This is a genomic window from Olsenella sp. An285, assembly GCF_002159625.1.
In the GTDB taxonomy this organism is placed as follows: domain Bacteria; phylum Actinomycetota; class Coriobacteriia; order Coriobacteriales; family Atopobiaceae; genus Thermophilibacter; species Thermophilibacter avicola.
On record NZ_NFIZ01000017.1, the window covers coordinates 1 to 22,337 of the forward strand.

Genomic DNA, 22,337 nt, shown 5'->3' on the forward strand with positions numbered 1-22,337 from the left:
CTTCCGGCTTTTCGTCACTCAGCACCGCCATCGCTCCCCCATCTATATGGTGTTCCAAAATGATAGGGGAGGGGGTATATTCTGACCAGAGAGGCATGTCGGCGTGATGGGAGTTGATGTCCGTGGACCAGACAGGCAGCGGCTATTCCGACAGCACCGAATCGCACAGGCGCCTCGAAGCACTCCTTGCCCAATGGCAGCATCTGGACGGTTTCATAAACAGCACCGAGGCGCGCTATAACACGATTCTCATGGTGTTGGTCACCCTGCTTACTGCCGGAAACTTTTACGTAGCCAGCAACGAAGCCCATTACAGTTTGAGCCGGCCCTCGCGCCGGCTCCTTTGTATTCTCCCAAGCCTTGGAAATACGATTGAAGTCGACCCCGAGGGGTCGCTGGCCGACCGCCCCGGACGGCCCTTCCGCCCTGCCTCTCGCGAAGGCCCGGGGGGTGTTGCCGCCGGGGACGGCTCGCCGCGGCAGGCGACTGATAGAGACATGCCGGGGATCCCCCACGGCTCCGTAATGTGGTTGTCGCTCCCGCGGACGGCGGTCAGCCAACTTGAGGAGAGGATACACCATGGAAGAGAGAGCAAGGCCAGGGGCCGCCTTCCTCGCCTTCGACGTCGGCAAGTCGTCGCACCGCGCCTGCGCCGTCGACGCGTCCGGGGAGGTCCTGTTCAACCGGGAGGTCGCCAACAGGCCGGCCGACATAGACCGCGCCCTCGCCGAGGCCGGTGCCGGGGCCAGGGTCGTCGTCGACCAGAAGCGCAACATCGGGGCGCTCGTGGTCGCGAGGGCCCGCGCCGCGGGCAACCCGGTCTCCTACCTGCCCGGCATCGCGATGAAGAAGGCCCGCGACATGTTCCCGGTCACGGCGAAGACGGACGCGATGGACGCGGAGGTGATCGCGCGGACGGCGGCCGGCATGCCATGGACGCTGCGCGAGGTCGCCGAGGAGACGCCCGCCGCCGCGTCCCTCAGGATGCTCGCCGCCCAGCGCGACTTCGCGGTCGGCTCGAGGACGCGGGCCGTCAACCGGCTGCGCGCGGTGCTGCTCGAGGCGGACCCGGCGTTCGAGTCGGCGGTCGACCCGTCGAGCCGCTGGCAGCTCGCCGTGCTCGCGGAGCTCGGCGGGCCGTTCGGCATCAGGGCCGCCGGGCTCAGGCGCTTCCGCTCGGTCGCCGAGCGCGCGGGAGGGGCCAGGCGGGCCGCCTCCGACCGCCTCTGGGCGGCGGCCGCGGCCTCCGCCTCGTCGGGCCGCCCCGAGCTCGCCGCGGAGTCGGAGCTCGTGCGCTCGCTCGCCGCGAGGGCGGCGGCGGACTCGGCGGAGGCCGCTCGCCTCGACGCGCTCATCTCCGACTCGCTCGCCGGCGACGAGGCCTACGAGGCCCTGCCCACCGTGCCCGGCGTGGGTCCTAAGACGGCCGCGGCGCTCGTGACGCTCGTGGACGTGTCGATGTTCCGCAGCCACGACGAGCTCGCGGCGTACGCGGGCCTGGCGCCCTGCAACCGGCAGTCGGGGACGTCGCTCAACTCGTCGTCGCCGTCGCGGAGCGGCAACCGGACCCTGAAGAACCTGCTCATATACTCCTGCACGTCCCTGGTCGGGACGGACAACCGCTTCGGTCGCTACTACGACTCCTGCAGGGCGCGCGGCATGCGGCACAACAAGGCGCTCAAGGCGGTCGCGCGCAAGCGCCTCAAGGTGATCTACGCGATCATGCGGGACGGGACGCCGTACCGGGAGGGCTGACGCCGCGGGACACCGGACTTCTCAGCGGCTCCGTCCCCGGGGCCGGCGTCAGCATGTCGGGAGGTCGCGAGCCCGAGGCTTGACAAAACCATAGAGACACCCCCCACACACAAGATTGCGAGAGGGGCATAACGAGGAGCATGTGACTCCCCGGTAATCAAGCACAAACAGCAAGATGCCCCTCTCATCTACCTGGCATCTGCGCATCTTTCTTGTGCAACAAGAGCGCCTTGGTTGATTGGAAGACTCCGCGGTTGAGAGCTATAGATAACGCATAACCGGCTAACGGAACAATCTCAGTCCAGAATCCGCCAAAAAAAACGGCAATCATGAAGGAGAGTGCCATGGCGCATTCACAGACCAAAAGCCTGTAACAGGGAAAGGACAGACGACGCTTGGCAAGGTAAAGTTCACTAGCTATGCTTCGAAGAAGTATTGCTAACACCAGCCCGCAAACAACGAAGTCAACGCTGTCCAAGACAAGTGCTCCAACGCACGAAAACAGAGCGCTCACCACAAGAGCCAGGACGTTGAATCCCATAAGCTGTCTGGTGTCACCGTAAACCTTCAAATAGGTTGAGCAGAGTATATTCATCTTTCCATCAAAAACAAGCAATGGCATAAGCAGTCCGAGATAGTGAAAGCTATCGGCATACTGCGGGAGCCACATCCCCAGAAGCGTACACCCAGGAAGGTAACAAAGGTACGATAGGGAGGCCAAGACAAACAACGTATCGCGCAGCTGCCTGTATCTTGAATTAATGGAGCCTACGTCGAGCCTCCTAAGAACGGGAAAAAGGACAAGGCTGAACTGCGCGATGAATGCCAGAACAAAAGAGACCATGGAAAAAGCGAATGACATCTGGCCAAACGCCTCAAGCCCCCACCGCATTACAATAATCTGCCTTGCAACCCCAACGATAAGCGAGGATGCGTAGTAGGCGGCCATGACCTGCGCACCCGTGCGAAGATCATCCAAAGTTATCTTGAAAGCCTCTACCCAAGAACCGCTTTTAGCAAATAAAATGTCCCTCCCACATGCAAGGCAATATAGGAGGGAGGCGCCCATGCCCGCAATATACCCAACGGCAAGGGGCTCATAGCCACTTCCCTCCGACAATAGAAAGACGAGAAGGATGAGCAGAAATGCAATCTTATTTATCGCTATGCCGATTGAATAGAGGCGTGTCAGATTTACAGCTTGGAATATCGGCGATATGAACCCGTAGAGATTCTGAAAAACAGAATACAGTAGTAGCAGCAATAATACAGTTCGAAAATTGCTGTTGAAATTAAAAATATAAATAGCCAGCAGAAGCGCGAGGGCGATACTCACCTGCATGCCGAAGACAATTCCCATCTCGGCCTTCAGCGCACCCTTGTCCAATTCCTCATAATGCCTTCCTCCCAAGCGAAGATAGACCCCGTCTCCAATACCGAAGAGCAAAACGGCAACATAACCAGCATAAAAAATAAAAAGTTGCCAGTAAGCGTACTCGAGCACACCCAAGACTTTTGGAACAACGAGAGTCATGAGAAAACTCGAAATAAGGGCGATTCCCTGAGCTGCAAAGGCGTAAGCCACGTTACTCGCTATACCACCTTTTTCCTCTACCGAAAAAAGGCCCCTGACAGTCGAAGTGAACCTATTCGTCATTTGATACAAAGCCGTCCCTCCGCATATTTGCAGAATTACTCGTTGTTAACGAATGCGCGCTCGAGCCCGTCTATCCAACAGGTGCTTTCACCTGCGTTCGCACTGTCGCCCAGCTTCTCCCTGAATTCGTCGCGAAGCTCTCGTGAGATTTGAGATAGTAGAGAGAAGGCCGGTGAAAAAACCTGATTGGGAGGGCGTCCAAATTACGCTCCATGCAAAGACGGTGCATTGTGCAAGCTTTTTGCTATTCCCTTGCGCCGTATGTAGTAGTCCACCACAGAGCAGACGTGCCTTCCGGACCTCCCAGACGAAGCCTCCCTCGGGGAGGCCGAGCCCGGGCAGGCCGCACCGACGACATTGTTGTCACTCATAGTCATTCGCGGAAGAACCGCACGGCCCCAACCGAGTAATACGTGGTATCCATCTTAACCGGTTTCTGACTCTCCGGGACCTCCCATGCACCCATACTTATGTATCGCCAGCTCCATAGACATGCGTGAGGATGGTCACAGAGCCAGTCACCACTACGAGTGACTCAAGAGAAGCCGGACGAAAAGAGGCCGGACGATAACTATGTTCGCCGGTAGTCCACCCCCCGGCGAGAAGACGGCCGCACCCCCAGCCCTACACCGATTTACTTGAGGTAAGTGGAGCATGCTTCGAAAGGCACGATGCCCGCGCGCATCCTCTTACCGACTCAAATGAGTCTTAGTCCCATCTTCGGTGCCAAGCTCGCGGCCCCCACTCCCCTTGCAATCTCTTGATACTTCTATTGCCGCAAGCGCAAAGAGGCACCATGCAATAGGGATAAGACCGGACCCATTGCCAGCTTGGAAGCCCATAAGCGCCATTATGCTGACCGCCAACCCAATTCTATATGCTCGACAATCTGAAGAATGACTCAATAGGTTGATAATGAGCTTTACTACAAAGTAGCCGTATGCAATAAGGCCTGGGATTCCAAGCTCAACGAGCAGTGTTAGAAAGTAACTGAAAGTGGTATTCGTTCCATAATCTACCCTAAGAACCGATGAGGCCATATTGTAACCAACCCCCCACGGGGATTGCATAAATTCGGCGATAGCATTTGACATGCACAAAAAGCGGCCTTCGTTCTCACCGCCAGCTATATCGGTCGATTCTATGCCTTTTTTCAGCCCGCCGGTAATCGTATCCACGTCGACGAAGGCACCTATATCTCGGTTCTCAAAAAGAACGTAAGCGCTGAACGATATCGTCAAAAAAAGAACCGCTCCCATCGCAATCCATTCGAGGGGCGATCTCTTTCTGCGGAGAATGCCGACGTTTCCGACGCCCGAAATACGCCGAAGAATATAAGCCAGCAAGATAAACGCAACAAAAAAGACCATGTTTCCAGTTGCCGACATTGCGAATAGTACGAATAGCGTAATGAGGACTATCGTTCTTAGCAGATCGCTCCCTGTCTTCTTTCCACCTGTCACAACATAAATCATGGTTGCTGCCGCGACAAAATAGGAACATTCAAGGTATAGGCCCTGTGCCCGATAGGAAAAAACCAAATAGTCGGCATTCGAAGCCCATGAAGAGGAGGCTTCCCAAGGGACGGAGATATAAAAGGCTGGCTGAGGAAAGAGGCTGTAGAACGTAAACGCGCCGCCATTCTGAAAGGCGAAATACTGCGCAATGGAGACGATGACACTTATGAGAAGACCCACCCAGAGACCCCTGAGGATGTAACTTATATATGCCCTAAGCGAGAGAACAGTCAAATAGACGGCTATTGAAGTTGCCAGTATAATTAATCCATTAGCATATGAGCTTATCTGCACTCCAGAACGCACTACAGTCGCAACGAGAGCAAGGACGAGCGACAGCGCAACAACAACCAAGAACGGCAACATGCGCCTATCAAAGCAAACAAAGATGTCACGTTCAGTCTCTGCGGGGCTGAGAACCACACGCAGCATCAGGATAACCAATGCCACGGGGTACAGGACGTCCACGTAAAGGTTGCCTATTCTTCCTACATAACAGATATCCTGTGCGAAACAAAGCCCGAGAAACAAGGCAGCAAAAGACCAGAAGTCTCTTTTCTCACGATGCCGAAGGATTTCCCCTTTTTTCCTCCAGGCGTTTGCCATCAGGACTCCCCGTTTATATCGGAGATGATCTTGGCGACATTGCCCGTGAAATCGAGCTCGTGTTTCGCATACGCACGTCCCGCCTCGCCCATGCGCCTCACAAGGTCATCATCAAGAAGCTTGTCCATAGCTGCAGCGAGCCCCACTTCGTCCTTAACCACAAACCCGGTCACTCCATCGACCACAAACTCGGAAAGACCAGGTGCATCACTCGTAACGACAGGTTTACCAAAGCTATAGGAAATCGGCAGGACGCCACTTTGGGTTGCCTCTAGATATGGAAGCAACGTGGCGCGGGCGCCCATCATCAAATACGCCAGCTCTCCATCGGAAATATACCTATTCAGAAGAACTATTGAGCGATGGTGTTGTTTTATTATCCTAAGCGTCTTTTCCTCAATAGCGCCCCTTCCCGCTATGATAAGTCTTGCGAACGGGCGCTCCGTGAGAAGCGAAGAGAACGCGCGAACGAGACCCTCCACGTTTTTATACTTCTCAATGGCCCCAAAGAACAGGAAAAACCCGCCATCAAACGCTTCGTCCAGCTCGGGAGGAACTAAAGCCGAGCAGTTCGGCGCAGTCGCACCAAGCCTTAGCACAGAGACTCTGTCATAGAATCTATCTCCGTATTGAGTCAACAGGTCATCTCTCGCCGTATTAGACATAACCACGACGCGAGAAGCCCTAGCGATTGCCCGCCTCCTGTCCATAAGAAGGCACAAGAATCGAAGTCGAGATTTCACACTCATCTTTACGAGATGCGGCCTAACATCATGTATGAAAATGACGGGATCATCGCAAGCAGCTCTGGCCGCCGCCGAGGTGATGGTTTCGTCCGTGAACCATATGCTGTCAGGTGAGAATGCCTCCAGATGAGACGCGATTGAACGTGCGGCGGTAAACCCATTACTTATCCCCCTGCGATCATCGTAAACGCAGACTCTTCCAACCGCTTCGAGAGGCTTAAGGTCAACGGCAGCTCGCTGCGGAAAGATTACCATGGCATCCTTTCCAAGTTCAGCAATTGCACGAAAGCAACTCTGAGCAAAATGCACCATCCCTCCATCAGATACCGTGCAGACTACCGCGACCCTCATATGCTGACCCCCACGCCCTTCAATGCATCCAAGTAGAAAGCCTCAAGGCGACGCGTAGCCTCGACAATCTCAAAGCCCTTGTCCGAGACGATTCCGAGCGCGAGACTTCGGTCCCCACCCCTTGCCGAGAGAATCTCCCTCGCCCACTCGTCCGGAGTGCTTGAGAGAGAAACCCTCTTTGAGCCGGGTATAAGAACAGCCTCGGGCGTGACCTCCTCCGAAAAGACGCAAGGCAATCCTGATGCTTGCGCCTCCACGGCAGAGACCGGCAACCCCTCAAACAGCGAGGGCATCACGAAGATGTCCATAGCCTGCACGACCCGATCAACATCTGAGCGTAAGCCAAGGAACGAAACCTGTTCATCGATTCCCAACGAACGGACCTGTTCTTTAACTTTCTCCTGTAGTTGGCCCACACCAACGAGGATTAGGCGAGTATCCGGCCGTTTTTTGAGGACGGAAAACATAACCTCCACGAGAAACGAGTGGTTTTTTGGGGGCATAAATCTTCCGATGTGACCTATTACAAAACTATTATCCAACCCGAGCTCCGCCCTCATTCTCTCTCGAACGGACGAATCAAATGAGAAGCGCCCCAGCTCTATGGCATTTGGAATTATCGTTACCTTGCCAGCGGCCATGCACGTCCTCCCAAAGAGAAACTCGCCGGCTTTCACCGAACAGGCAGCTAGATTCGTGCTCTCCCTTCTTGCTGCACCTTTCAGGGTGTTCGCCATAAACTTTTTGAATGGCTGCTCAGTCACGACCCGCGCCGCATGGGCGTGGAGAATGCGGACCGGCACTCCGTTTCTCCTCGCTTCTTGCAACACAAAGATTGCTTTTGCAGAGGAATGCGCGTGAAGTACATCATATTGATGAGTTTTGAAAAAGAGCTTTGTTTCGCGGAGACTCCGTACGACACTTCCCCCTTCCGCATACGGAGCAATCAGGAATAGTTTACTCCCTAATGCTTCGAGCCTTTCGGGATAATCATCCCTTACGCCGTTAGTCCGATTGTAGGAGAGGACATCCACTTGAAAAATGCTGTGATCTATATTGGAAATCCAGCGAATACACTGCTCCTGAATCCCTCCTCCATTGCCATACCCGTCAATGAAAAACAGCACGCGGATTCTGCCTTTCGGAGATTCAGCCATGGACCCTCGCTTTCAGAACCCGTGCCAGTGAGAAGAGTCCGACTTTGTCAAGACAAACCTTAATCTGCTGCTTAAGGGGCAGTGACCGCATCAAGGCGCTGTCCGCCGACACACCTTCCCGTATGTTGCGGAATAGACGCTCGCGCGCACCTCCAGGGGATGACGACGAGTTAAGAAGCATATTCGACCTCTTCAGGACAAGGGAAATCTGTTCTTGGTCAAGCTCCAGCAAGTTTCCTCGCCCCGGGAGAACCCCCCTAATCCAATTCTCCCCCTTGGGGGTAACGCACAAAATCAACGTGGCCCCTCTCGGAGACCCGACATGCAGCACGTCATCTCCAAGAATGACATCGGCATTGGAATAACCCTTGGCAGGACACCGATAACAGCTTTCACGAAGCGTGATTCCGCTTGCAAAACAGTTTGTATACAAATCGGATATGTAAGTTGAGCGCTTAAGGACGGTTCCGTTCTCGAATTCATAGCGGCAAGCCGGCTGACTGTATCCTGTAGACTTGTCTCTCTGGTTGACCGCAACAAGCCTTGAGCCAACCCTACGCTCTAGCCCCCGCATGTAATATTCCCAGACAGACGGAGATGAAGCCCCCCGGCATACCAAAGAGACTAAGAGGAGATTGTCCCGGTCCTTTCCACAATAGCGGCCGATCGCCTCAACCTGACAAGGCGTTCCACCAAAGACAACCTTGCGACCGAACTCGAGCTCATTTTTCACTTCTGTATAGATGCCTTCAATCTTACTTTGAACATATTTTGAACTCTCGAACCGCCTAGCATCACCGCGATTTCGAGCCACCCTATGCTCAGCCGTGAGTTTCTCAGTCCACACGCAACCACATGCGCAGCCGCCGGCATCCACCGCTTCGTATGCAAGCTCGGAAAACGCACCGCCCGAAGCCGACCCCAACGCCGTTTCACAATTATCCGATGAAAAGACGAATCCCGAAAGGAAGCCAGAACACTTGGCTTTAGACCGCATGAAAGTCGGACACACTTGTTCGCACCTATGGCAACCCACGCACGCATCCCTATCGATATCAGGAATCGCAAAGCCTCCTTCAATCTGGATGAAGGATATTGCTCCCTTTGGACAAACAGAAGCGCATGCGGAGCATCCAGTACATTTCTCCTTTTTGTTGAAATCGAGGACCTTCTCTCTCATCAGACCGCAAGCGCTCCTTTCAAGTATTCCAAAGCGTGCTCTCGCTGAGCCGAAATGGCGCGCCTCGATGTTGAAGGATCGAATTCCCCAAGTTCGGTAAAATTAAGGTCTTCTGCGGAGCGAAGGCGATCAACAAGCCCAAGCGATTTCAAGAGAGAAGTTCTCCTCGTTTCACCAGGATCGGAAGTAATCGAAACGAATGGCTTGCCGAATATGGCAGAGAAGACTGTTCCGTGGAATGAGTTGGTGACAACAAAGCGCGCGCTTTCCACCAAACCGAGAAACTCTTTTGGACCCACATCTAGCCTGCGTCGAATACCGGAAAACATCGCTCTAGGGGGTGGCACTATATTAATTACAGGAATGCCAAAGGTCTTCTCAGCAGCTTTGGCGGCCTCAATTGAGTCCTTCGTGCCACTCCATGCAAAATAGAGCACGTAAGGCTTGTCAGGAACAACATCGCGATTGGCTATCCGAGCGTAGTCATCCTTCCCCAACAGGAGGGTAGGATCACAAACGTGTTCACATTCAAATCCCCATGATCTCAGGAGGTCCACACCCGAAGTCTCTCGCATTGAAAGAGCATCAAAGGTCGAAATCATGGGATACAGATAGTCTTTCTGTTTCTCTGCCTCAACTACCCAGTCAGAAAAGGAGGTCGCATACGCGATGCGACGCTCCCTTTTGGGAAAGTTAAGGTAATACACAGGACTTTGATAGCGGATGCCCGAATCAAGATTCCAAGTCTGATCGCTGCCGCATATCACGGTGTCGAATTGCCTCACTTCGTTCTCGACGTCTCTCGACGTCAAGCATCTCTCCGTGGTATCCAAGACTTCTTGACCAAAGGAAACAAACAGCTCATCGCGCCTTGTCAGAGGCTTTCTGTACGGAATCCGAGAAATAGTCTTGATGAGCTCTTTAGGATGGTCAATATGCTTAGCGAACGGAGTCACGATATTCATCATGACCTCCGAACGATAGTCGATTATCTTACAGGTTCCGCCAGTCCCTAAAAGCCTATTGACCATCACCTGAAGTGCGAAAGCCTGCAATGACGCACCGTAATTATTACAAGCATGATAGGTAAGAATGCCAACTCGTCTCATTAAGCCCCTATCTTCGTCTTTAAATCGTCATATACAGTGCTTGCCATCCTCGCGTAGTCGCACTTGGCAAGAACGGCCTCAGGCGAGTTAACAGGCTCGGAGAGCAACTTGTCTAAATCGACATTCGGATCTCTCGGATTGATGTAATGCACTGCATCTTCATATATTTCGGGGAGGCACGTGACGTTTGAGACCACCACCTCAGCCCCAACACTGAGCGCCTCAAGCGGCGGAATGCCAAAGCCCTCGTATTCAGAAGGGAGAATGAAAGCCTTGCATCGCTGCATGAGGTACTTACTTTCGCCGTCACTCACATATCCAACAAACAGCACATTCCGAGGAATAGCTTTCCCCAGAAGCGACCCGTAAGCTTTTGCGTTAAGTCCTCCCGCCACTACAAACAGTGAGTTTGCGTTATGCCTCGCCGCACAAATAATCCAGCCAAGATTCTTGTTGGGAGCTAAACTGCCAAGCGAGTAGTAGAATTCACCTTCCATTACGACGGGATATCGCTCACCTATCTTGGGGTTTGGCTCAACAGCTTCGAAATAACGCCACCCAGGATATACCACCTTCACCAGCGAAGGGTCGATCCCGTACACCTTTACTATTCTGCTCTTCGAGTATTCCGAAACTGTGTACACCCTATCGGCGCGATGCCAAGCATACTGGTAATTTATTTTATGCCAGATTTGAGAGATGCGAGCATAAGGGGACTTGAAATATCTTGGTCGTTCCTTATAACAGATATCATGAATGAAGATTGCGCCCCTACTAATCAATGGAGCAATGGAACATATATTCAAACAGTATGCCCTCTCTTTAACCGCGTAAGGTCCGAGGCATAGCTGTTCCCAGAGAGATCCTCTGGCCCTTCCCATTCGGATAACGGAAATATGGTCGAGCTTTGGAACATCCTTAGCATACTCGGGAACAATAAGACGGACGGCGAGCTCATCCTCGATCAACTTGTCAAGCTCAATGACGAGCTCTCTCGCCACGCGCTCCTGACCCGTCAACCTACGAGCGCAAAATTCGCCATTTATTATTATACATTTATACTGTTTATTTAATTTTGTTTTAATCACTGGATATCACCCAACTTGCTTTCTGTGGAGTCCCAGGGGCCGAGCACTCCGAACACCCCCCAAAAGACGAAGCCGCCCTCACTGCCGAAGAGAAAGCCTAGGGATGCAGCCAATCTAAAGACTCAGAAGGCAAATTCGAAGAACCCCTACCTTGGAAAGGCGAGATTGGCTTCTCTTCGCCTACGACGTCAAGGAGATAAACTCCGTACAAGAGATCCTAGCTACTGTTCCTGCAAAGTTCACCCGTATCGTTTTCAACACAATCGACCCTTGCAAGTGTCTCAATTCCAGAAGTCCCCAAATCTCTCGACATCCCCCTCATCCAGCCGGTCACCGAGGTGCACTTCGACGATGTGAAGGTCTGTGCCGACGGCGCGGACGGCATGCTTAACTTTGGGCTTGATTTTCACGACCGAGCCAACGAACAGGGGGGAGGTCTCCCCGTCGAGCACGGTCTCGCCAGCGCCGGAAATCACAGTCCAGACCTTAGTGCAGCAAAGATTGCTCTGGTAGGTGGTCTGTTCCCCGTCTTCGATTACGAGCTCCCGGGTGAGCGATCCTCCGCCGTCGGAACGCTCGGAGACTCCAAGCACACGGTACTCGCCCCAAGGGAGGCGACCGCACATCGGGAGAGCCCTTGCCACCCTAGAGACGAGCGGTTTTACGCTTGCTGAAGCCCACTTACCACAGGCGAGGATACCGTCGCTCGTAGCAACGACTACGGCGTCCGAGAGCCCGGCAACCACCATCGGGAGGCACGTCTCATTGACCGCGTGCACGTTACTGCAAGTCACATCATCCATCACAACGCACCCAGAAGCGCGCTCCGCCATCTCCTCGGTAAGGGCGCCCCAAGTGCCGAGATCCTTCCAGATGCCAGAGTAGGGGACCACTCCGACCGAAGAGGCCTTCTCTACGATCTCGTAGTCAAAGCTGTTCTTAGGCAGCTCGGCATAGCGGGCATGGAACTCGTCATAGTTCGCGGCCTTGAGGTAGCCCTTCGTGACGGAGGTGAGGTAGCCCAGCCTAAACGCAAAGACACCGCAGTTCCAGAGGGCGCCCTGGGAGATGAGCTTCCGCGCAGTCGCCTCGTCAGGCTTTTCGGTAAACCGCTCGACCCGACATGGTCTCCTCTTTGGACTAGCGGGGACGATGTAGCCGTACTTCGAGGACGGAGTAGTCGGCTCCACACCCAGTAGCACAAGGTCGGCGAAGCCTGACTGAACCGCCTCGTCGAGCCTCACAACCTCATCGTAGTAAGTCTGGTCGGCGTAGGTGTCGATGGGCATCACGACCACGGTGTCTCTCGCATCAGCGCCTTGCTCCATCGCCAGGCTAGCGCAGGCGAGCATTATGGCCGGCGCAGTATCGCGCCGTTCGGGCTCCAGCACCAGCGCATAGCTGCCCTCCACCTGATTGCGGATGGAGAGCTCCTGGTCCGCGCAGGTGGCAATGGTTACGTCGAGATCAGCATCGACCGCGCGAATCTGCGAGAAGACTCGCTGGACCATGGAGACATGATTCCCGCCGCCGTCCCGCAGGACCTTAAGGAACTGCTTGGAACGGGAGGGATTGGAAAGCGGCCACAGGCGCGTGCCCGAGCCGCCAGATAGCAGGACAAGATGAATCATGCGCTTCCCCCTAGGATCGAATCAAAATCCCCAGTCATTTCGGCAAGAAGAGAACTGGCTCCCTCTCCCGTCTGGGACTTGGCGAAGAGGTACGCTTTTATCTTCGGCTCTGTCCCGGAAGGGCGGACAATGGCGCTCGAGCCGCCGGAAAGGCGCAGCTCGATGACATTCGAGGGAGGTAAGACCTGGAGAAGGGAGCCAGAGGGGTTCACCACAGGCATGGGAGCCCCTTGGGCATAGTCGACAACCCGCTCGACAGGGAGTCCCGCAAGCCTAGTGGGTGGATTCTCTCGAAGACGTCGCATGACAACGGACATGCTCGCAGTGCCGGCAGGGCCCTCGTAGGCCCTGGAGAGGGAAGAACCCGCCCAGAATCCGTAGCGTTTGTAAAGAAGCCGCAGCGCCTCAAAGAGGTCGAAGCCCTTACGCTTCCAGTGGGCAACCAACTCGCAGGCAAGAACAGATGTGACAACTGCGTCTTTATCGCGGGTGTAAGTGCCAGCAAGATAGCCGTAGGACTCCTCGAAGCCGAAGAGGAAGTCCGCTCCGCGCCCTTCGGACTCGAGGAGGCTAATCTGCTCCCCAATGAACTTGAAGCCAGTGAGCGTTCGTCGCAGCTCAAAGCCGTAATCCCTAGCGAGATCGTTCGCCATGGGAGCTGAGACTACAGTTGTGCAAGCAACCTTTCTAGCGAGCTCCGCGCCACCTCCCACGGCCTTCTCTGCTAGGAAGTCGAGTAGAAGTAGACCGAGCTCGTCACCAGAGAGCGGAGAGGGTTTCCCTCCGTGTGGCACGGCAATACCCAGCCGGTCGCAGTCTGGGTCGGTGGCGAGAAGAAGGTCGGCACCGATCTTCGCACAGAGTTCGAGGCCCAGTGTTAGCGCTAAGCGCTCCTCCGGGTTGGGCCTAGGGCAGGTCGGAAAGCCTCCGTCCCGAGATGCCTGCTCCTCGACCACACGAAAGTCGGTCACGTCCACGGCGGCAAGTGCCCTCGACACGCACTCCAGCCCCACGCCATGTAGCGGAGTGTAGGCGACACGCAGGCCTGAGCAATCGATACCAGTAGACTGGGCCGCCGCGCAGGAAATGAACCTTTTTACAACGGATTCATCAATGACAAGAGCAAAGCCCCTGTTGACGGCTTCCGCGTAGGGTATCGCCCTGACGTCCTCGAAGGGGTCTAAGACGTCGATTGCATCCTGAATCGCCTCCGCCGCAGCAACGGTGATTTGGCAACCGTCTGATCCATACACCTTATAGCCATTGTAAGTCGCGGGGTTATGGCTGGCGGTGATGTTCACCCCCGCAGAACAGCCAAGCTCGCGGACCGCAAAGCTGAGCGCCGGAGTAGGCTCGACACGCTCATACATGTAAGAGCGGATGCCATTGGCAGCCAAGACAGAGGCAGTGCGACGGACGAACTCCTCGCTACCATGGCGCGTATCGCGGCAGAGCGCGACCGTCGGGACATCGAAGTTGGAGTTCAGCCAGTTAGCTAGTCCCTGCGTCGCTCTTCCAACGGTATAGAAGTTCATGCGATTGGGTCCCATACCGAGCTTGCCGCGCAGCCCTCCGGTACCGAATACAAGATCACGGTAGAACGCGTCCTCGACGAGAGCGACGCCCATTCTCTCGAGCCTCATGCGTTCTGGTCTATCGACACATTCGAGCCATCTCTTGTACCTGCTATCTATATCTCTTCTCTTTAAACCACTCTCGCTCTTACGGTCCGCAACAATGATCGAGGTCTGAGACAGAGACTTCATACACGGACCCTCTCGAACAATTCCTCATACCTCTCGGTCAGCCGCTTGCCCGCGCGGACAATGTCGTAGTCCGCAAAGTCCCCGTTGCAGACCCCCACGCGCCCGCTTGACCTCACCGTGCACAGGACGTCCGCCCAGAGGTCGGAATCGACTATGGGCAAGAACCGTACGTTGCCTGTCACGTCCACCTCGCGCGTAATCTGATCCGACAGGAGACACGGCAGACCCGAGGCCTGTGCCTCAACAGAGACGACTGGAAGCCCCTCATAGAGGCTCGGCAAGACAAAGGTGTCGGCGGCGGAGTAGAGCCGCTCGACGTCAGACCTCTGCCCAAGGAACTTCACCCGATCAGCGAGACCAAGCTCCGAGACCCGCCTCTCTATGGAGGGCCTTGAGTCGCCCTCCCCCGCGAGCAAGAGGATTGCATCCGGCCTGCGACGGGAAGCTTTTGCGAAGGCTTCAATTAGGAAACGGTGGTTCTTCTGCTCCGTGAAGCGGCCCACGTGGAGGACGGCAAGCTGGCCTTCCATGAGCCCCAATTCGGCACGCACCCTCACGCGGACCCCAGCATCGAATGCAAAGCGCGCGAGATCTATCGCGTTGTAGAGGACCTCGAAGTTCACCCCTCCACCAAAGAGCCACTCCCCGGCGTAGCGACTGCACGCCATACGGTAGGTGGGATAGACATTAGAGAGGGGTCTAAGCGCCGCCTTCATAGCGTTCCTAACCGGCTCGCCTCTTCCTGAGGTGGAGTGGCTGTGCGCGATACGCACAAGTACGCCCGCTCTCTTCGCCGCGCACAGCGGGAAGACGGAGAGGGCGTTCACGTGACTGTGGACAATCGGCCAGCGCTCCTGGCGGAAGAGGCGCTCGAGCGCACGCATGAAGCGGGGCAGATTCCCGTATCCGGGGACCATGAGGACTCTACCACCCAGCCCCTCGACCTCGTCGCGCGGGACCATACCCGATCCCTCGCAGACGAGAAGGTCGAACTGCGCTGTCGCACGGTCAACGTGACGGTAGTAGTTCATAACCACCTGCTCAACGCCGCCGCCGTCCATGTAGCCCATGACCTGCGCAACACGAATCATCGGCCTCTCCTGTCCCTACCAAACATCGCCCCGAAGGTGGCAAGGAAGACGCGTATGTCTTCCCTAATGCTTGCGTCGCGGACGTACCGGAGCTCTATTCGCTGTCGCGCGCCGTTCTCGAAAGTCGCCTCGTTCCTGGGACCTGCCTGCCAGGCGCCGGTGACACCCTGGGGCACGCTGAGCAGAAGCGCGGTGTCGCACCCATATTCGGTGAGCTCATCGTAGGTAATCGCTCGAGGACCGATGAGGGACATATCGCCTCGAAGCACGTTCAGAAACTGCGGTAACTCATCGAGAGAAGTCGAGCGGATGATACGCCCGAGGCGCGTGATACGCGGGTCGTCCGTCACCTTGCGCTCACGACGCCACTCGACGAGCTGCTCGGAGCTCAGATACTTCTCGACATCGTCAGCATCGGCGACCATTGAGCGGAACTTGTAAATACTGAAGGACTTCCCGAGCCTGCCCACACGCTCCTGAGAGTAAATTGGCGAGCCTTTAGTGTCAGCTGCTATCGCCACGGAGAGCAGCGCGCAGGGTATAAGCCCCACAACGATGGCGACAACACTAAACGTGACGTCGAAGACGCGCTTCACAACACGGTAGCCGAGCGGCCTACAATCTAGCGATTGACAGAGCCCAGCGAACTCATCGGTGCCGGGCTTTGGCGCCGTTTCGAGGATGAGGTTCTTCTCTCCACCAACGCAGCCAACCTGGGTCACATCAAGCGCTCTTTCTGACAATCTCCAGCCCAACCTTGATCGTCTTGGTTCTGCCGAACATGCGCATGTCCAGGTAGGCCAGCCGCTTGTGACGATCGATCTTGCTGATGAGGGCCTCCTGGCCCACGAGGGGGCCGTCGGTCACGATGACCTTCTCGCCCTCTATGACGCCCACGCTCATCTCGACCACCTTGTCCAGCGGTTGCAAAAGCGCGGTGAGCCAGGCAACCTCGTCCTGGCTCAGGGGGATGATTCGCTCGTCGCTCACTCCCAGAAGACGCGTGAACGCCGGGATGCTCGCAAGGCGCTCGGACACGTGCTGGATGTCGTTGGTTTTGACGAAGAGGTAGCCGGGAAAGAGCGTCTCTCGCACGCGCCTCCACTGGCCCTCATCGCGGCGCATCACTTCGCGCCGCGGGACGAAACAGTCGTCCACGATGTCGTTCAAAAGCTTGTTGATGAGGTCACAGACACGGCTCTCCGTGCCGCCCATAACCTGTATAACATAAAGCGTCATGTGCGCTCCTCTCATGAGCGCCCAGCAAAAGGCGAACAAGACGTTCCCGGCGTGCCGCGCGGACAGCCAACGCACGGCACGCCAAGGCTTCGCCATGGACGGGTCTTCTCCGCCTTGAGCGACGATATTCATCCCCCGCAAGTCCATCGACAACGCGCCCTTGGCGACGATTGGCGGCCTTACGGATATGCGCCGGCCCGCTCGCGCGGACCGTTGGAGGCAAGAGCCTCCTTCGTCGAGCTCGTCGTCACGGGGAGGGCGACGGCGAGCCCGGCGAAGGGGCCTCTCGCACCCGGCGCTAGGGCACCCCCGCAGGGAACTCCCTGAGTGCCTGGGCAAGGTGGTCGTAGTGCGCGGGGCGATGGGCGTCGCTCGCCACGCAGCTGTAGAGGCCGCGTTTGAGGAGCTTCCGCGCGCAGCGGGACGCGGGGTCCAGGAGGCCCCCCGCGACAAAGCCGGCGGATGCCTGGAGCTGGCATCCCAGGTCCACGAGACGCCCCGCGAGCTCGGGCTTCTTCTGGATGGCGCGATAGCGCTCCGGGTGGGCGATTACCACGGCAAGGCCGCGGCCCTGGAGCTCGAATATGGTGCGCTCGTACACGCGGAAGTCCGCCTCCGAGCAGCCGAAGTCCAGCTCCAGGAGGAACTCGCCGGTGCCCTGGATGGCAAGGCGCTCCGCCCACTCCTCCGCACCGAGCTCCATGAGCTTCTGGTGCGCCACCTCAAAGCCCATGGAGAGCGGCATGTTGGTGTGGCGGCAGAGCTCGTGGTAGGCGGACCACATGGACTCGTAGTCGAAGTAGGGATCGCGCGCGTGCGGCGTGCAGACGATGCTGGTCACGCCCGCCCTGCGCGCGGCGTCTATCATGGCCAGGCTCATCTCAAGGTCCCTGGCGCCGTCGTCCACGCCCGGCAGGATGTGGCTGTGCATGTCCCTCATGTGGTCCTCCCTTCGCGTGCGATCGTTGGATGCGTCTTTGTGCCGAGGACCCGAGGTCCTACTCGTCTGTGTACGTGCGCGCCTGGTAGTGCGTGCCCACCAGGAACTGCGCCGTGGAGTCCGGCGAGGCCGGTTGGGCACCGGGCGTCACCGTTGGGATCTCGCGCAGGCCCGCCGGCGAGGGTGCGGCCTCCTGAGGCGCCGTCGTGGGGGCAGCCTTGGCCGGGGCGCGGTCTATGACAACGTCATCGCCCCCGCCGCGGGCGCCGGAGCCGGCGTCCTTCTCGGCACTGCCGTAGTGGCTGTAGTAGCCGTAGTAGCCATAGCCGTAGCCGCCGCCGCTTGCGTCGCAGTAGTTGAGGACGGTGCCCACCACATGGGCTCCGGCCTGCTTGAGCTGGGTGTAGGAGGCCACAACGTCGTCCCTGCGAACGTAGTCCTCGCGCACCACGAGCAGCGTGGCGTCTGCCACGGAGCCCAGGACCGCTGCGTCGACGAAGACGGAGAGCGGCGGGGTGTCCAGCACCACATAGGCGAACTCGCGCCTCAGGGACTTGAGCAGGCCGCGGAAGCGCTTGGACGAGAGGATGTCCGTGGGGTTGGGGATGTTGGGCTCGCAGTCCAGGAAGTAGAGGTTGGGCGTGGAGGTGCGGACCACGGCCTCGTTGACGTCGACCTCTCCGGAGAGGACCCCGTAGAGGCCGTGGCGGCAGTGCGCGCCGAGCCTGGGGGCCAGCGAGCGCTTGCGCATGTCGCACTCCATGATGAGGACGGGCCGGCCGCCGGCGGCGAGCGCCTGGGCGAGGAGCTCCGCCACGAAGGTCTTGCCCTCGTTGGGGATGGTGGAGGCAACGACGATGCTGCAGACGGGCTCGTCCACGGAGGCGAAGCGGATGTTTGCGGCGAGGGTCTTGACCGCGTTCTGCACGGCGACCTTGTCCGCGGCGCGACGGCGCTTCTTGGGCATGCTACCTCCCTCCCTTCATGGCGGGGATGCGCCCGATAACGGGGACGTCGAGAAGGGCCTCGATCTCCTCCTGGCTGCGGACCTTGGTGTTGAGCATGTCCGCCATCACGACGATGGCCACGGCGAGGAAGAGGCCCGCCATGAGGGCCACGGCCACGTAGAGCTTGCGGTTGGGGCCGCTGGGCTCGTCCGAGGCGACGGCGAGGTCGATGGCATTGACGCTCTCCACGTCCATGACCTCGCGGGCGATGGTGGAGACGTTGTCCACCATGCCGTTGGCGATGTCCGCCGCCACCTGCGGGTCAGCCCCGGTGACGGAGAGACCGATGACGCGGGAGTCGGTCTCGCTGGTGACGGAGACGGAGTAGCCGGTGAGGTCCTTGAGGCCCAGCTGCTCCGCGGTCTCGCTCTGGACGCGGTCGCTCGAGAGGAGGGTCGCCACGTCCGTGGAGATCATCTGGGAGGCGGAGAGGTCCGAGTAGAGCGTGGTGTTGCTCACGGTCTCCTGCTCCACGAGGACGTACATACTCGTGGAGGCGGTGTAGGTGTCGCGCATGAGCACGACGCTGTACAGGCCCATGAGGAGCGCGCACGCCAGGGGCAGCGCGATCACGAGCTTGAGGTGCTTCCTCAGCAGTTGCAGCAGCTCGAGGAGGGTCATGCCTTCGCGGTCCTTTCTTGCGCGGAGGTTACCGCCCTCTGCGCCGAAGCTTCGTCTCTACGTCAAGCAATCGTACATTATAGGGGAGGGGGTGCCTGAAAATGTACTGAGAGAGACATTATTCAATCAGATGTACGCAAAGATGCTACATGCCCAGTTATCTGGGATTTCTTTTAGTTAGCTTAAACTAACCTCTTGTAGAGCGGCGGATTTTGCCCCTGAGCTTGCTGAATAGAGTATGAGGGGGGCCAGCATAAATTGTTAGCATGTGTCGGGAGCGGGTTGGCCGGGCGGCACGGGTCGTGTGCCCTACTCAACCGCTGCGACGTCCTCCGTTGTGAGGGCAGCGCTCTCCGCGAGGGCGCGGTAGTCGCGCGGGCCGGCGGCGTTGGTGGCCGCGCCGAGGCGCTCGTCCTCCGCCTGCTCCTGGGGGATCTCCGCCGAGGAGTCGCTGGGGTCGAGCCCGGCGTCCACGCGCCGCATCATCGCGCGCCACTCGTCGTACATCGTGGCCACGTAGGAGACGCCGCCCTGGGAGAGGCTGTAGCTCGGCGCCGCGGCGGAGTAGATGGTGAGGCTCTCGCCGGAGCGCTGGATCTCCAGCGCGTAGGACGCGATGTCCGCGGAGGAGAGGTCGGTGGAGACTGATGAGGCGAGCTGGCCCACAAGCCCGGGAATCTGGACGGGACTCGCGGCGAGCACCTGACGCACGATGGCCTCCACAATCTGGCGCTGGGCCTGGGCGCGTCCGAAGTCGCCGCCGGAGACGTTGTAGCGCTCGCGCGCGTAGGAGAGCGCCTGCTCGCCGGTGAGGGTCTGCTCGCCCGCGGAGAAGGCCGTGCCGCCGTTGCCGGCGGGTATGTCCTCGGGGATGGTGACGGTCACGCCGCCGAGCGCGTCGACGACCTGCTCCAGGCCCTCGAAGTCGACCTCGACGTAGTGCGCTATGTCCACGCCGGCGAACTCGGAGACGGCGCGGACGGCGAAGGCGGGGCCGTAGTTGTACGAGGCGTTGATCTTCTCGGTCCCGCCATTGGAGGCCTGGACCATGGTGTCGCGCGGGATGGAGACGAGGGTCACCGTCGCGCGCGCCGTGTCCACGCGAGCGAGCATGATGACGTCCGCCCGGGAGATCTCATCTGCCTCTCGGGCGTCGGAGCCGAGAATGAGCACGTAGAAGGACCTGTCCTCCTCTGCCGTTGCGGGCTCGGGGTCGACGAGGGCCCCCTCGAGCTCCTCGCGCTGGTCCTCGTCCACGCTCATGGCACTGTCCAGGCCGCGGACCCAGAGCCCGGCCGCCACCGCCACGACGGCGAGCACGGCCACGAGACCGATGAGGATCTTCGCGGCGAGCGGCACGCGGCGCCTTCCGTCGGACGACGCCGACGGCCTTGCCTCCTCGCGGAGGGCGGTCTCGTACCTGTCGTGCGCGCGGGCGTGGCGCGCCACCGAGGGCCTGAGGGACTCCGCGCGGGAGGAGGTGAGCTCGTCGAGGCTCTCCGCCTCGGGACTTACGGGATGCGCGACGGCGCCCTCGAGCTCGTCGCGCGTGCGGGCGTGGGAGGAGCCGGCGGCGAAGTGGGCGCCGGGGGCTGGGGCGTCGTCTGCGGGGGCGGTGCCGGCAGCCGCATCGTCAGAGGGGCCGGACACGGAGTCCGCGCGCTTCTCGAGCTCCTCGTCCTTCTTGGCCTCATGCTCCGCCATGAGCTACCCCCTCCCCTGTTTTGACACTCAGGTGATGATACCCAATCGCGCGCGGGGAGCCGGAGCCGTTTCACGGGAGAAACAGGGTGGCGCCGGCAGCGCCTTGCGGCCAGCTGCCCCGCCACCCCTTGTTACCACACTTTACTTGCGGGCCTTGTCGAACTCGTCCTTGAAGGAACCGAACATCTTGCCAAGGGAACCGAGCTGCTTGCCGGCTGCCTTGGCCACCTTGTCGCCGGTGGAGGCGGACTTGGGCCTGGGCTTGGCGGCGGGCTTGGGCGCCTGCTTTGCCGCGGACTTCGTCGCGCCTGCGCCCTTGGGCGCGGGGGCGTACGTCTTGGGCTTCTGACGGCTGGGCTCGGCCGTGGCGGTCTTCTCGGGCAGGCCCTCGACCGGGCGCTCCACGCGCACGTCCGCCGCGCTTATCGCCGGCGCCTGCTGGACGGGCTCGGGTTCGTCTGCCGTGGCGTCCGCGATCGCGCGCTTGGCCTTGCCCAGGGCGCGGCCCAGCGCGAAGGAGCCCTTGTCCACGGCCTCCCCCGCGGCGGCGCCGACCTTCTTGCCCACCTGGGAGGCGCCGGCCTTGGCGCGGGCATAGCCCTCGCCCGCCGCGCCGGCGAGGCCGCCGTCGAGCTCCGGGGCGCGGCCGCCGGTGTCCACGACCATGTAGCCGTCGCGGTAGCCCACGACCATCCCGGGCTCGATCACGAAGGAGCCCAGGAGGGCGCGCGCCATGCCGCCGTCGGTGGTGGAGAAGCGCTGGACGCGACCGTTCTTCTCGTCAAACTCTGCGTCGGAGACGTAGCCGAGGGGCTTGCCCTCCACGGTCCTGGCGTCCATGCCGGACCAGATGATGCAGGAGTCCCAGTCCACGCCCAGGCGACGGACCGCGGCGGCGTCCATGCCGTCCTCGGGCCGCGTGACCATGACGTTGGCGCCGTCGAGCGCGAAGGAGTCGAGCGCGACGAAGGCGTCGTCACGCTTGACCACTCCCGCGACGTCCGGTCGCTTGACCATGAGGCCGATGACGAGCTTGCCGCCCGGGGAGAACACGGCGTTGTGCACCTTGCCGAGCTTCTGGAAGCGCTCGGTGACGGTGCCGTCCTTTGCCGTCTTGGGCTTTTTTGGAAGGAGAACGCGCCTGCCGACGAGCTCGGAGACTTTGAGCACGC

18 protein-coding genes are annotated in these 22,337 nt (G+C 58.8%); 1 reads left to right on the plus strand and 17 read right to left on the minus strand.

Translation table 11 applies throughout. The features are described from left to right. Window positions 1-579: 579 nt before the first annotated feature. Window positions 580-1,755: an IS110 family transposase gene (locus tag B5F79_RS09790; protein WP_087220937.1), complete on the plus strand. Its 1,176-nt coding sequence runs from the start codon at window positions 580-582 to the stop codon at window positions 1,753-1,755. Between the two features lie 184 nt (window positions 1,756-1,939). Here B5F79_RS09790 and B5F79_RS09795 read toward each other — a convergent pair whose 3' ends face one another. The 17 genes from B5F79_RS09795 to B5F79_RS09870 all read right to left on the minus strand — a co-directional run bounded on the left by B5F79_RS09795 (window position 1,940) and on the right by B5F79_RS09870 (window position 22,335). Next, entirely contained in the window at window positions 1,940-3,340 is a 1,401-nt protein-coding gene (locus B5F79_RS09795; protein WP_087220941.1) for a hypothetical protein, read from the minus strand. A 761-nt stretch (window positions 3,341-4,101) separates the two neighbouring features. Next, on the minus strand, window positions 4,102-5,535 hold the full coding sequence (locus B5F79_RS10865) for an O-antigen ligase family protein (protein WP_143786288.1): 1,434 nt from the start codon (window positions 5,533-5,535) through the stop codon (window positions 4,102-4,104). Further along, the gene (locus B5F79_RS09800; protein WP_087220944.1) at window positions 5,535-6,632 is read right to left on the minus strand and encodes a glycosyltransferase family 4 protein; all 1,098 of its coding nucleotides are present in this window, start codon (window positions 6,630-6,632) and stop codon (window positions 5,535-5,537) included. Before B5F79_RS09800 ends, B5F79_RS10865 begins: the two co-directional genes overlap by 1 nt. Further along, window positions 6,629-7,789, minus strand: a complete 1,161-nt coding sequence (locus B5F79_RS09805) for a glycosyltransferase family 1 protein (protein ID WP_087220947.1) — start codon at window positions 7,787-7,789, stop codon at window positions 6,629-6,631. Before B5F79_RS09805 ends, B5F79_RS09800 begins: the two co-directional genes overlap by 4 nt. Then, window positions 7,782-8,969, minus strand: a complete 1,188-nt coding sequence (locus B5F79_RS09810; RefSeq protein WP_087220950.1) for a Coenzyme F420 hydrogenase/dehydrogenase, beta subunit C-terminal domain — start codon at window positions 8,967-8,969, stop codon at window positions 7,782-7,784. Before B5F79_RS09810 ends, B5F79_RS09805 begins: the two co-directional genes overlap by 8 nt. Beyond that, a complete protein-coding gene (locus tag B5F79_RS09815) occupies window positions 8,969-10,078 on the minus strand; it encodes a polysaccharide pyruvyl transferase family protein (RefSeq protein WP_087220953.1) in 1,110 nt (369 codons plus the stop codon). Before B5F79_RS09815 ends, B5F79_RS09810 begins: the two co-directional genes overlap by 1 nt. Next, window positions 10,078-11,079, minus strand: coding sequence for a glycosyltransferase family 4 protein (locus tag B5F79_RS09820; protein WP_087220956.1), 1,002 nt, complete (start codon window positions 11,077-11,079; stop codon window positions 10,078-10,080). The genes B5F79_RS09815 and B5F79_RS09820 overlap by 1 nt, the downstream gene beginning before the upstream one ends. A 368-nt stretch (window positions 11,080-11,447) precedes the next feature. Next, a complete protein-coding gene (locus B5F79_RS09825) occupies window positions 11,448-12,797 on the minus strand; it encodes a sugar phosphate nucleotidyltransferase (protein WP_087220959.1) in 1,350 nt (449 codons plus the stop codon). Then, window positions 12,794-14,563 (minus strand): phospho-sugar mutase, encoded by a 1,770-nt coding sequence (locus tag B5F79_RS09830; RefSeq protein WP_087220962.1) that lies wholly within the window; start codon window positions 14,561-14,563, stop codon window positions 12,794-12,796. Before B5F79_RS09830 ends, B5F79_RS09825 begins: the two co-directional genes overlap by 4 nt. Further along, window positions 14,560-15,654 carry a glycosyltransferase family 1 protein gene (locus tag B5F79_RS09835; RefSeq protein ID WP_087220965.1) on the minus strand — a complete coding sequence of 365 codons (1,095 nt, stop codon included), beginning with the start codon at window positions 15,652-15,654 and terminating at the stop codon, window positions 14,560-14,562. The genes B5F79_RS09830 and B5F79_RS09835 overlap by 4 nt, the downstream gene beginning before the upstream one ends. Further along, window positions 15,651-16,376, minus strand: a complete 726-nt coding sequence (locus B5F79_RS09840) for a sugar transferase (protein WP_206391116.1) — start codon at window positions 16,374-16,376, stop codon at window positions 15,651-15,653. The genes B5F79_RS09835 and B5F79_RS09840 overlap by 4 nt, the downstream gene beginning before the upstream one ends. A 1-nt stretch (window position 16,377) precedes the next feature. Further along, window positions 16,378-16,893 (minus strand): antiterminator LoaP, encoded by a 516-nt coding sequence (gene loaP / locus B5F79_RS09845; RefSeq protein ID WP_087221050.1) that lies wholly within the window; start codon window positions 16,891-16,893, stop codon window positions 16,378-16,380. A 298-nt stretch (window positions 16,894-17,191) separates the two neighbouring features. Then, entirely contained in the window at window positions 17,192-17,833 is a 642-nt protein-coding gene (locus B5F79_RS09850) for a CpsB/CapC family capsule biosynthesis tyrosine phosphatase (RefSeq protein ID WP_087220968.1), read from the minus strand. A 58-nt stretch (window positions 17,834-17,891) separates the two neighbouring features. Continuing rightward, the gene (locus tag B5F79_RS09855; RefSeq protein WP_087220971.1) at window positions 17,892-18,800 is read right to left on the minus strand and encodes a CpsD/CapB family tyrosine-protein kinase; all 909 of its coding nucleotides are present in this window, start codon (window positions 18,798-18,800) and stop codon (window positions 17,892-17,894) included. A 1-nt stretch (window position 18,801) separates the two neighbouring features. Further along, window positions 18,802-19,461, minus strand: coding sequence for a YveK family protein (locus B5F79_RS09860; protein ID WP_087220974.1), 660 nt, complete (start codon window positions 19,459-19,461; stop codon window positions 18,802-18,804). Window positions 19,462-19,770: 309 nt separating this feature from the next. Then, on the minus strand, window positions 19,771-21,165 hold the full coding sequence (locus B5F79_RS09865) for an LCP family protein (protein WP_241147312.1): 1,395 nt from the start codon (window positions 21,163-21,165) through the stop codon (window positions 19,771-19,773). A gap of 141 nt (window positions 21,166-21,306) precedes the next feature. Next, entirely contained in the window at window positions 21,307-22,335 is a 1,029-nt protein-coding gene (locus tag B5F79_RS09870) for a PRC-barrel domain-containing protein (protein ID WP_087220977.1), read from the minus strand. Window positions 22,336-22,337: the final 2 nt, after the last annotated feature.

Bases quoted from the DNA above. Each gene is read 5' to 3' on its own strand.
- B5F79_RS09860 (WP_087220974.1), bottom strand. From the start codon at position 19,461: ATGACCCTCCTCGAGCTGCTGCAACTGCTGAGGAAGCACCTCAAGCTC.
- B5F79_RS09830 (WP_087220962.1), bottom strand. From the start codon at position 14,563: ATGAAGTCTCTGTCTCAGACCTCGATCATTGTTGCGGACCGTAAGAGC.
- B5F79_RS09815 (WP_087220953.1), bottom strand. From the start codon at position 10,078: ATGAGACGAGTTGGCATTCTTACCTATCATGCTTGTAATAATTACGGT.
- B5F79_RS09825 (WP_087220959.1), bottom strand. From the start codon at position 12,797: ATGATTCATCTTGTCCTGCTATCTGGCGGCTCGGGCACGCGCCTGTGG.
- B5F79_RS09855 (WP_087220971.1), bottom strand. From the start codon at position 18,800: ATGCCCAAGAAGCGCCGTCGCGCCGCGGACAAGGTCGCCGTGCAGAAC.
- B5F79_RS10865 (WP_143786288.1), bottom strand. From the start codon at position 5,535: ATGGCAAACGCCTGGAGGAAAAAAGGGGAAATCCTTCGGCATCGTGAG.
- B5F79_RS09835 (WP_087220965.1), bottom strand. From the start codon at position 15,654: ATGATTCGTGTTGCGCAGGTCATGGGCTACATGGACGGCGGCGGCGTT.
- B5F79_RS09865 (WP_241147312.1), bottom strand. From the start codon at position 21,165: ATGGCGGAGCATGAGGCCAAGAAGGACGAGGAGCTCGAGAAGCGCGCG.
- B5F79_RS09800 (WP_087220944.1), bottom strand. From the start codon at position 6,632: ATGAGGGTCGCGGTAGTCTGCACGGTATCTGATGGAGGGATGGTGCAT.
- B5F79_RS09790 (WP_087220937.1), top strand. From the start codon at position 580: ATGGAAGAGAGAGCAAGGCCAGGGGCCGCCTTCCTCGCCTTCGACGTC.
- B5F79_RS09810 (WP_087220950.1), bottom strand. From the start codon at position 8,969: ATGAGAGAGAAGGTCCTCGATTTCAACAAAAAGGAGAAATGTACTGGA.
- loaP (WP_087221050.1), bottom strand. From the start codon at position 16,893: ATGACGCTTTATGTTATACAGGTTATGGGCGGCACGGAGAGCCGTGTC.
- B5F79_RS09850 (WP_087220968.1), bottom strand. From the start codon at position 17,833: ATGAGGGACATGCACAGCCACATCCTGCCGGGCGTGGACGACGGCGCC.
- B5F79_RS09805 (WP_087220947.1), bottom strand. From the start codon at position 7,789: ATGGCTGAATCTCCGAAAGGCAGAATCCGCGTGCTGTTTTTCATTGAC.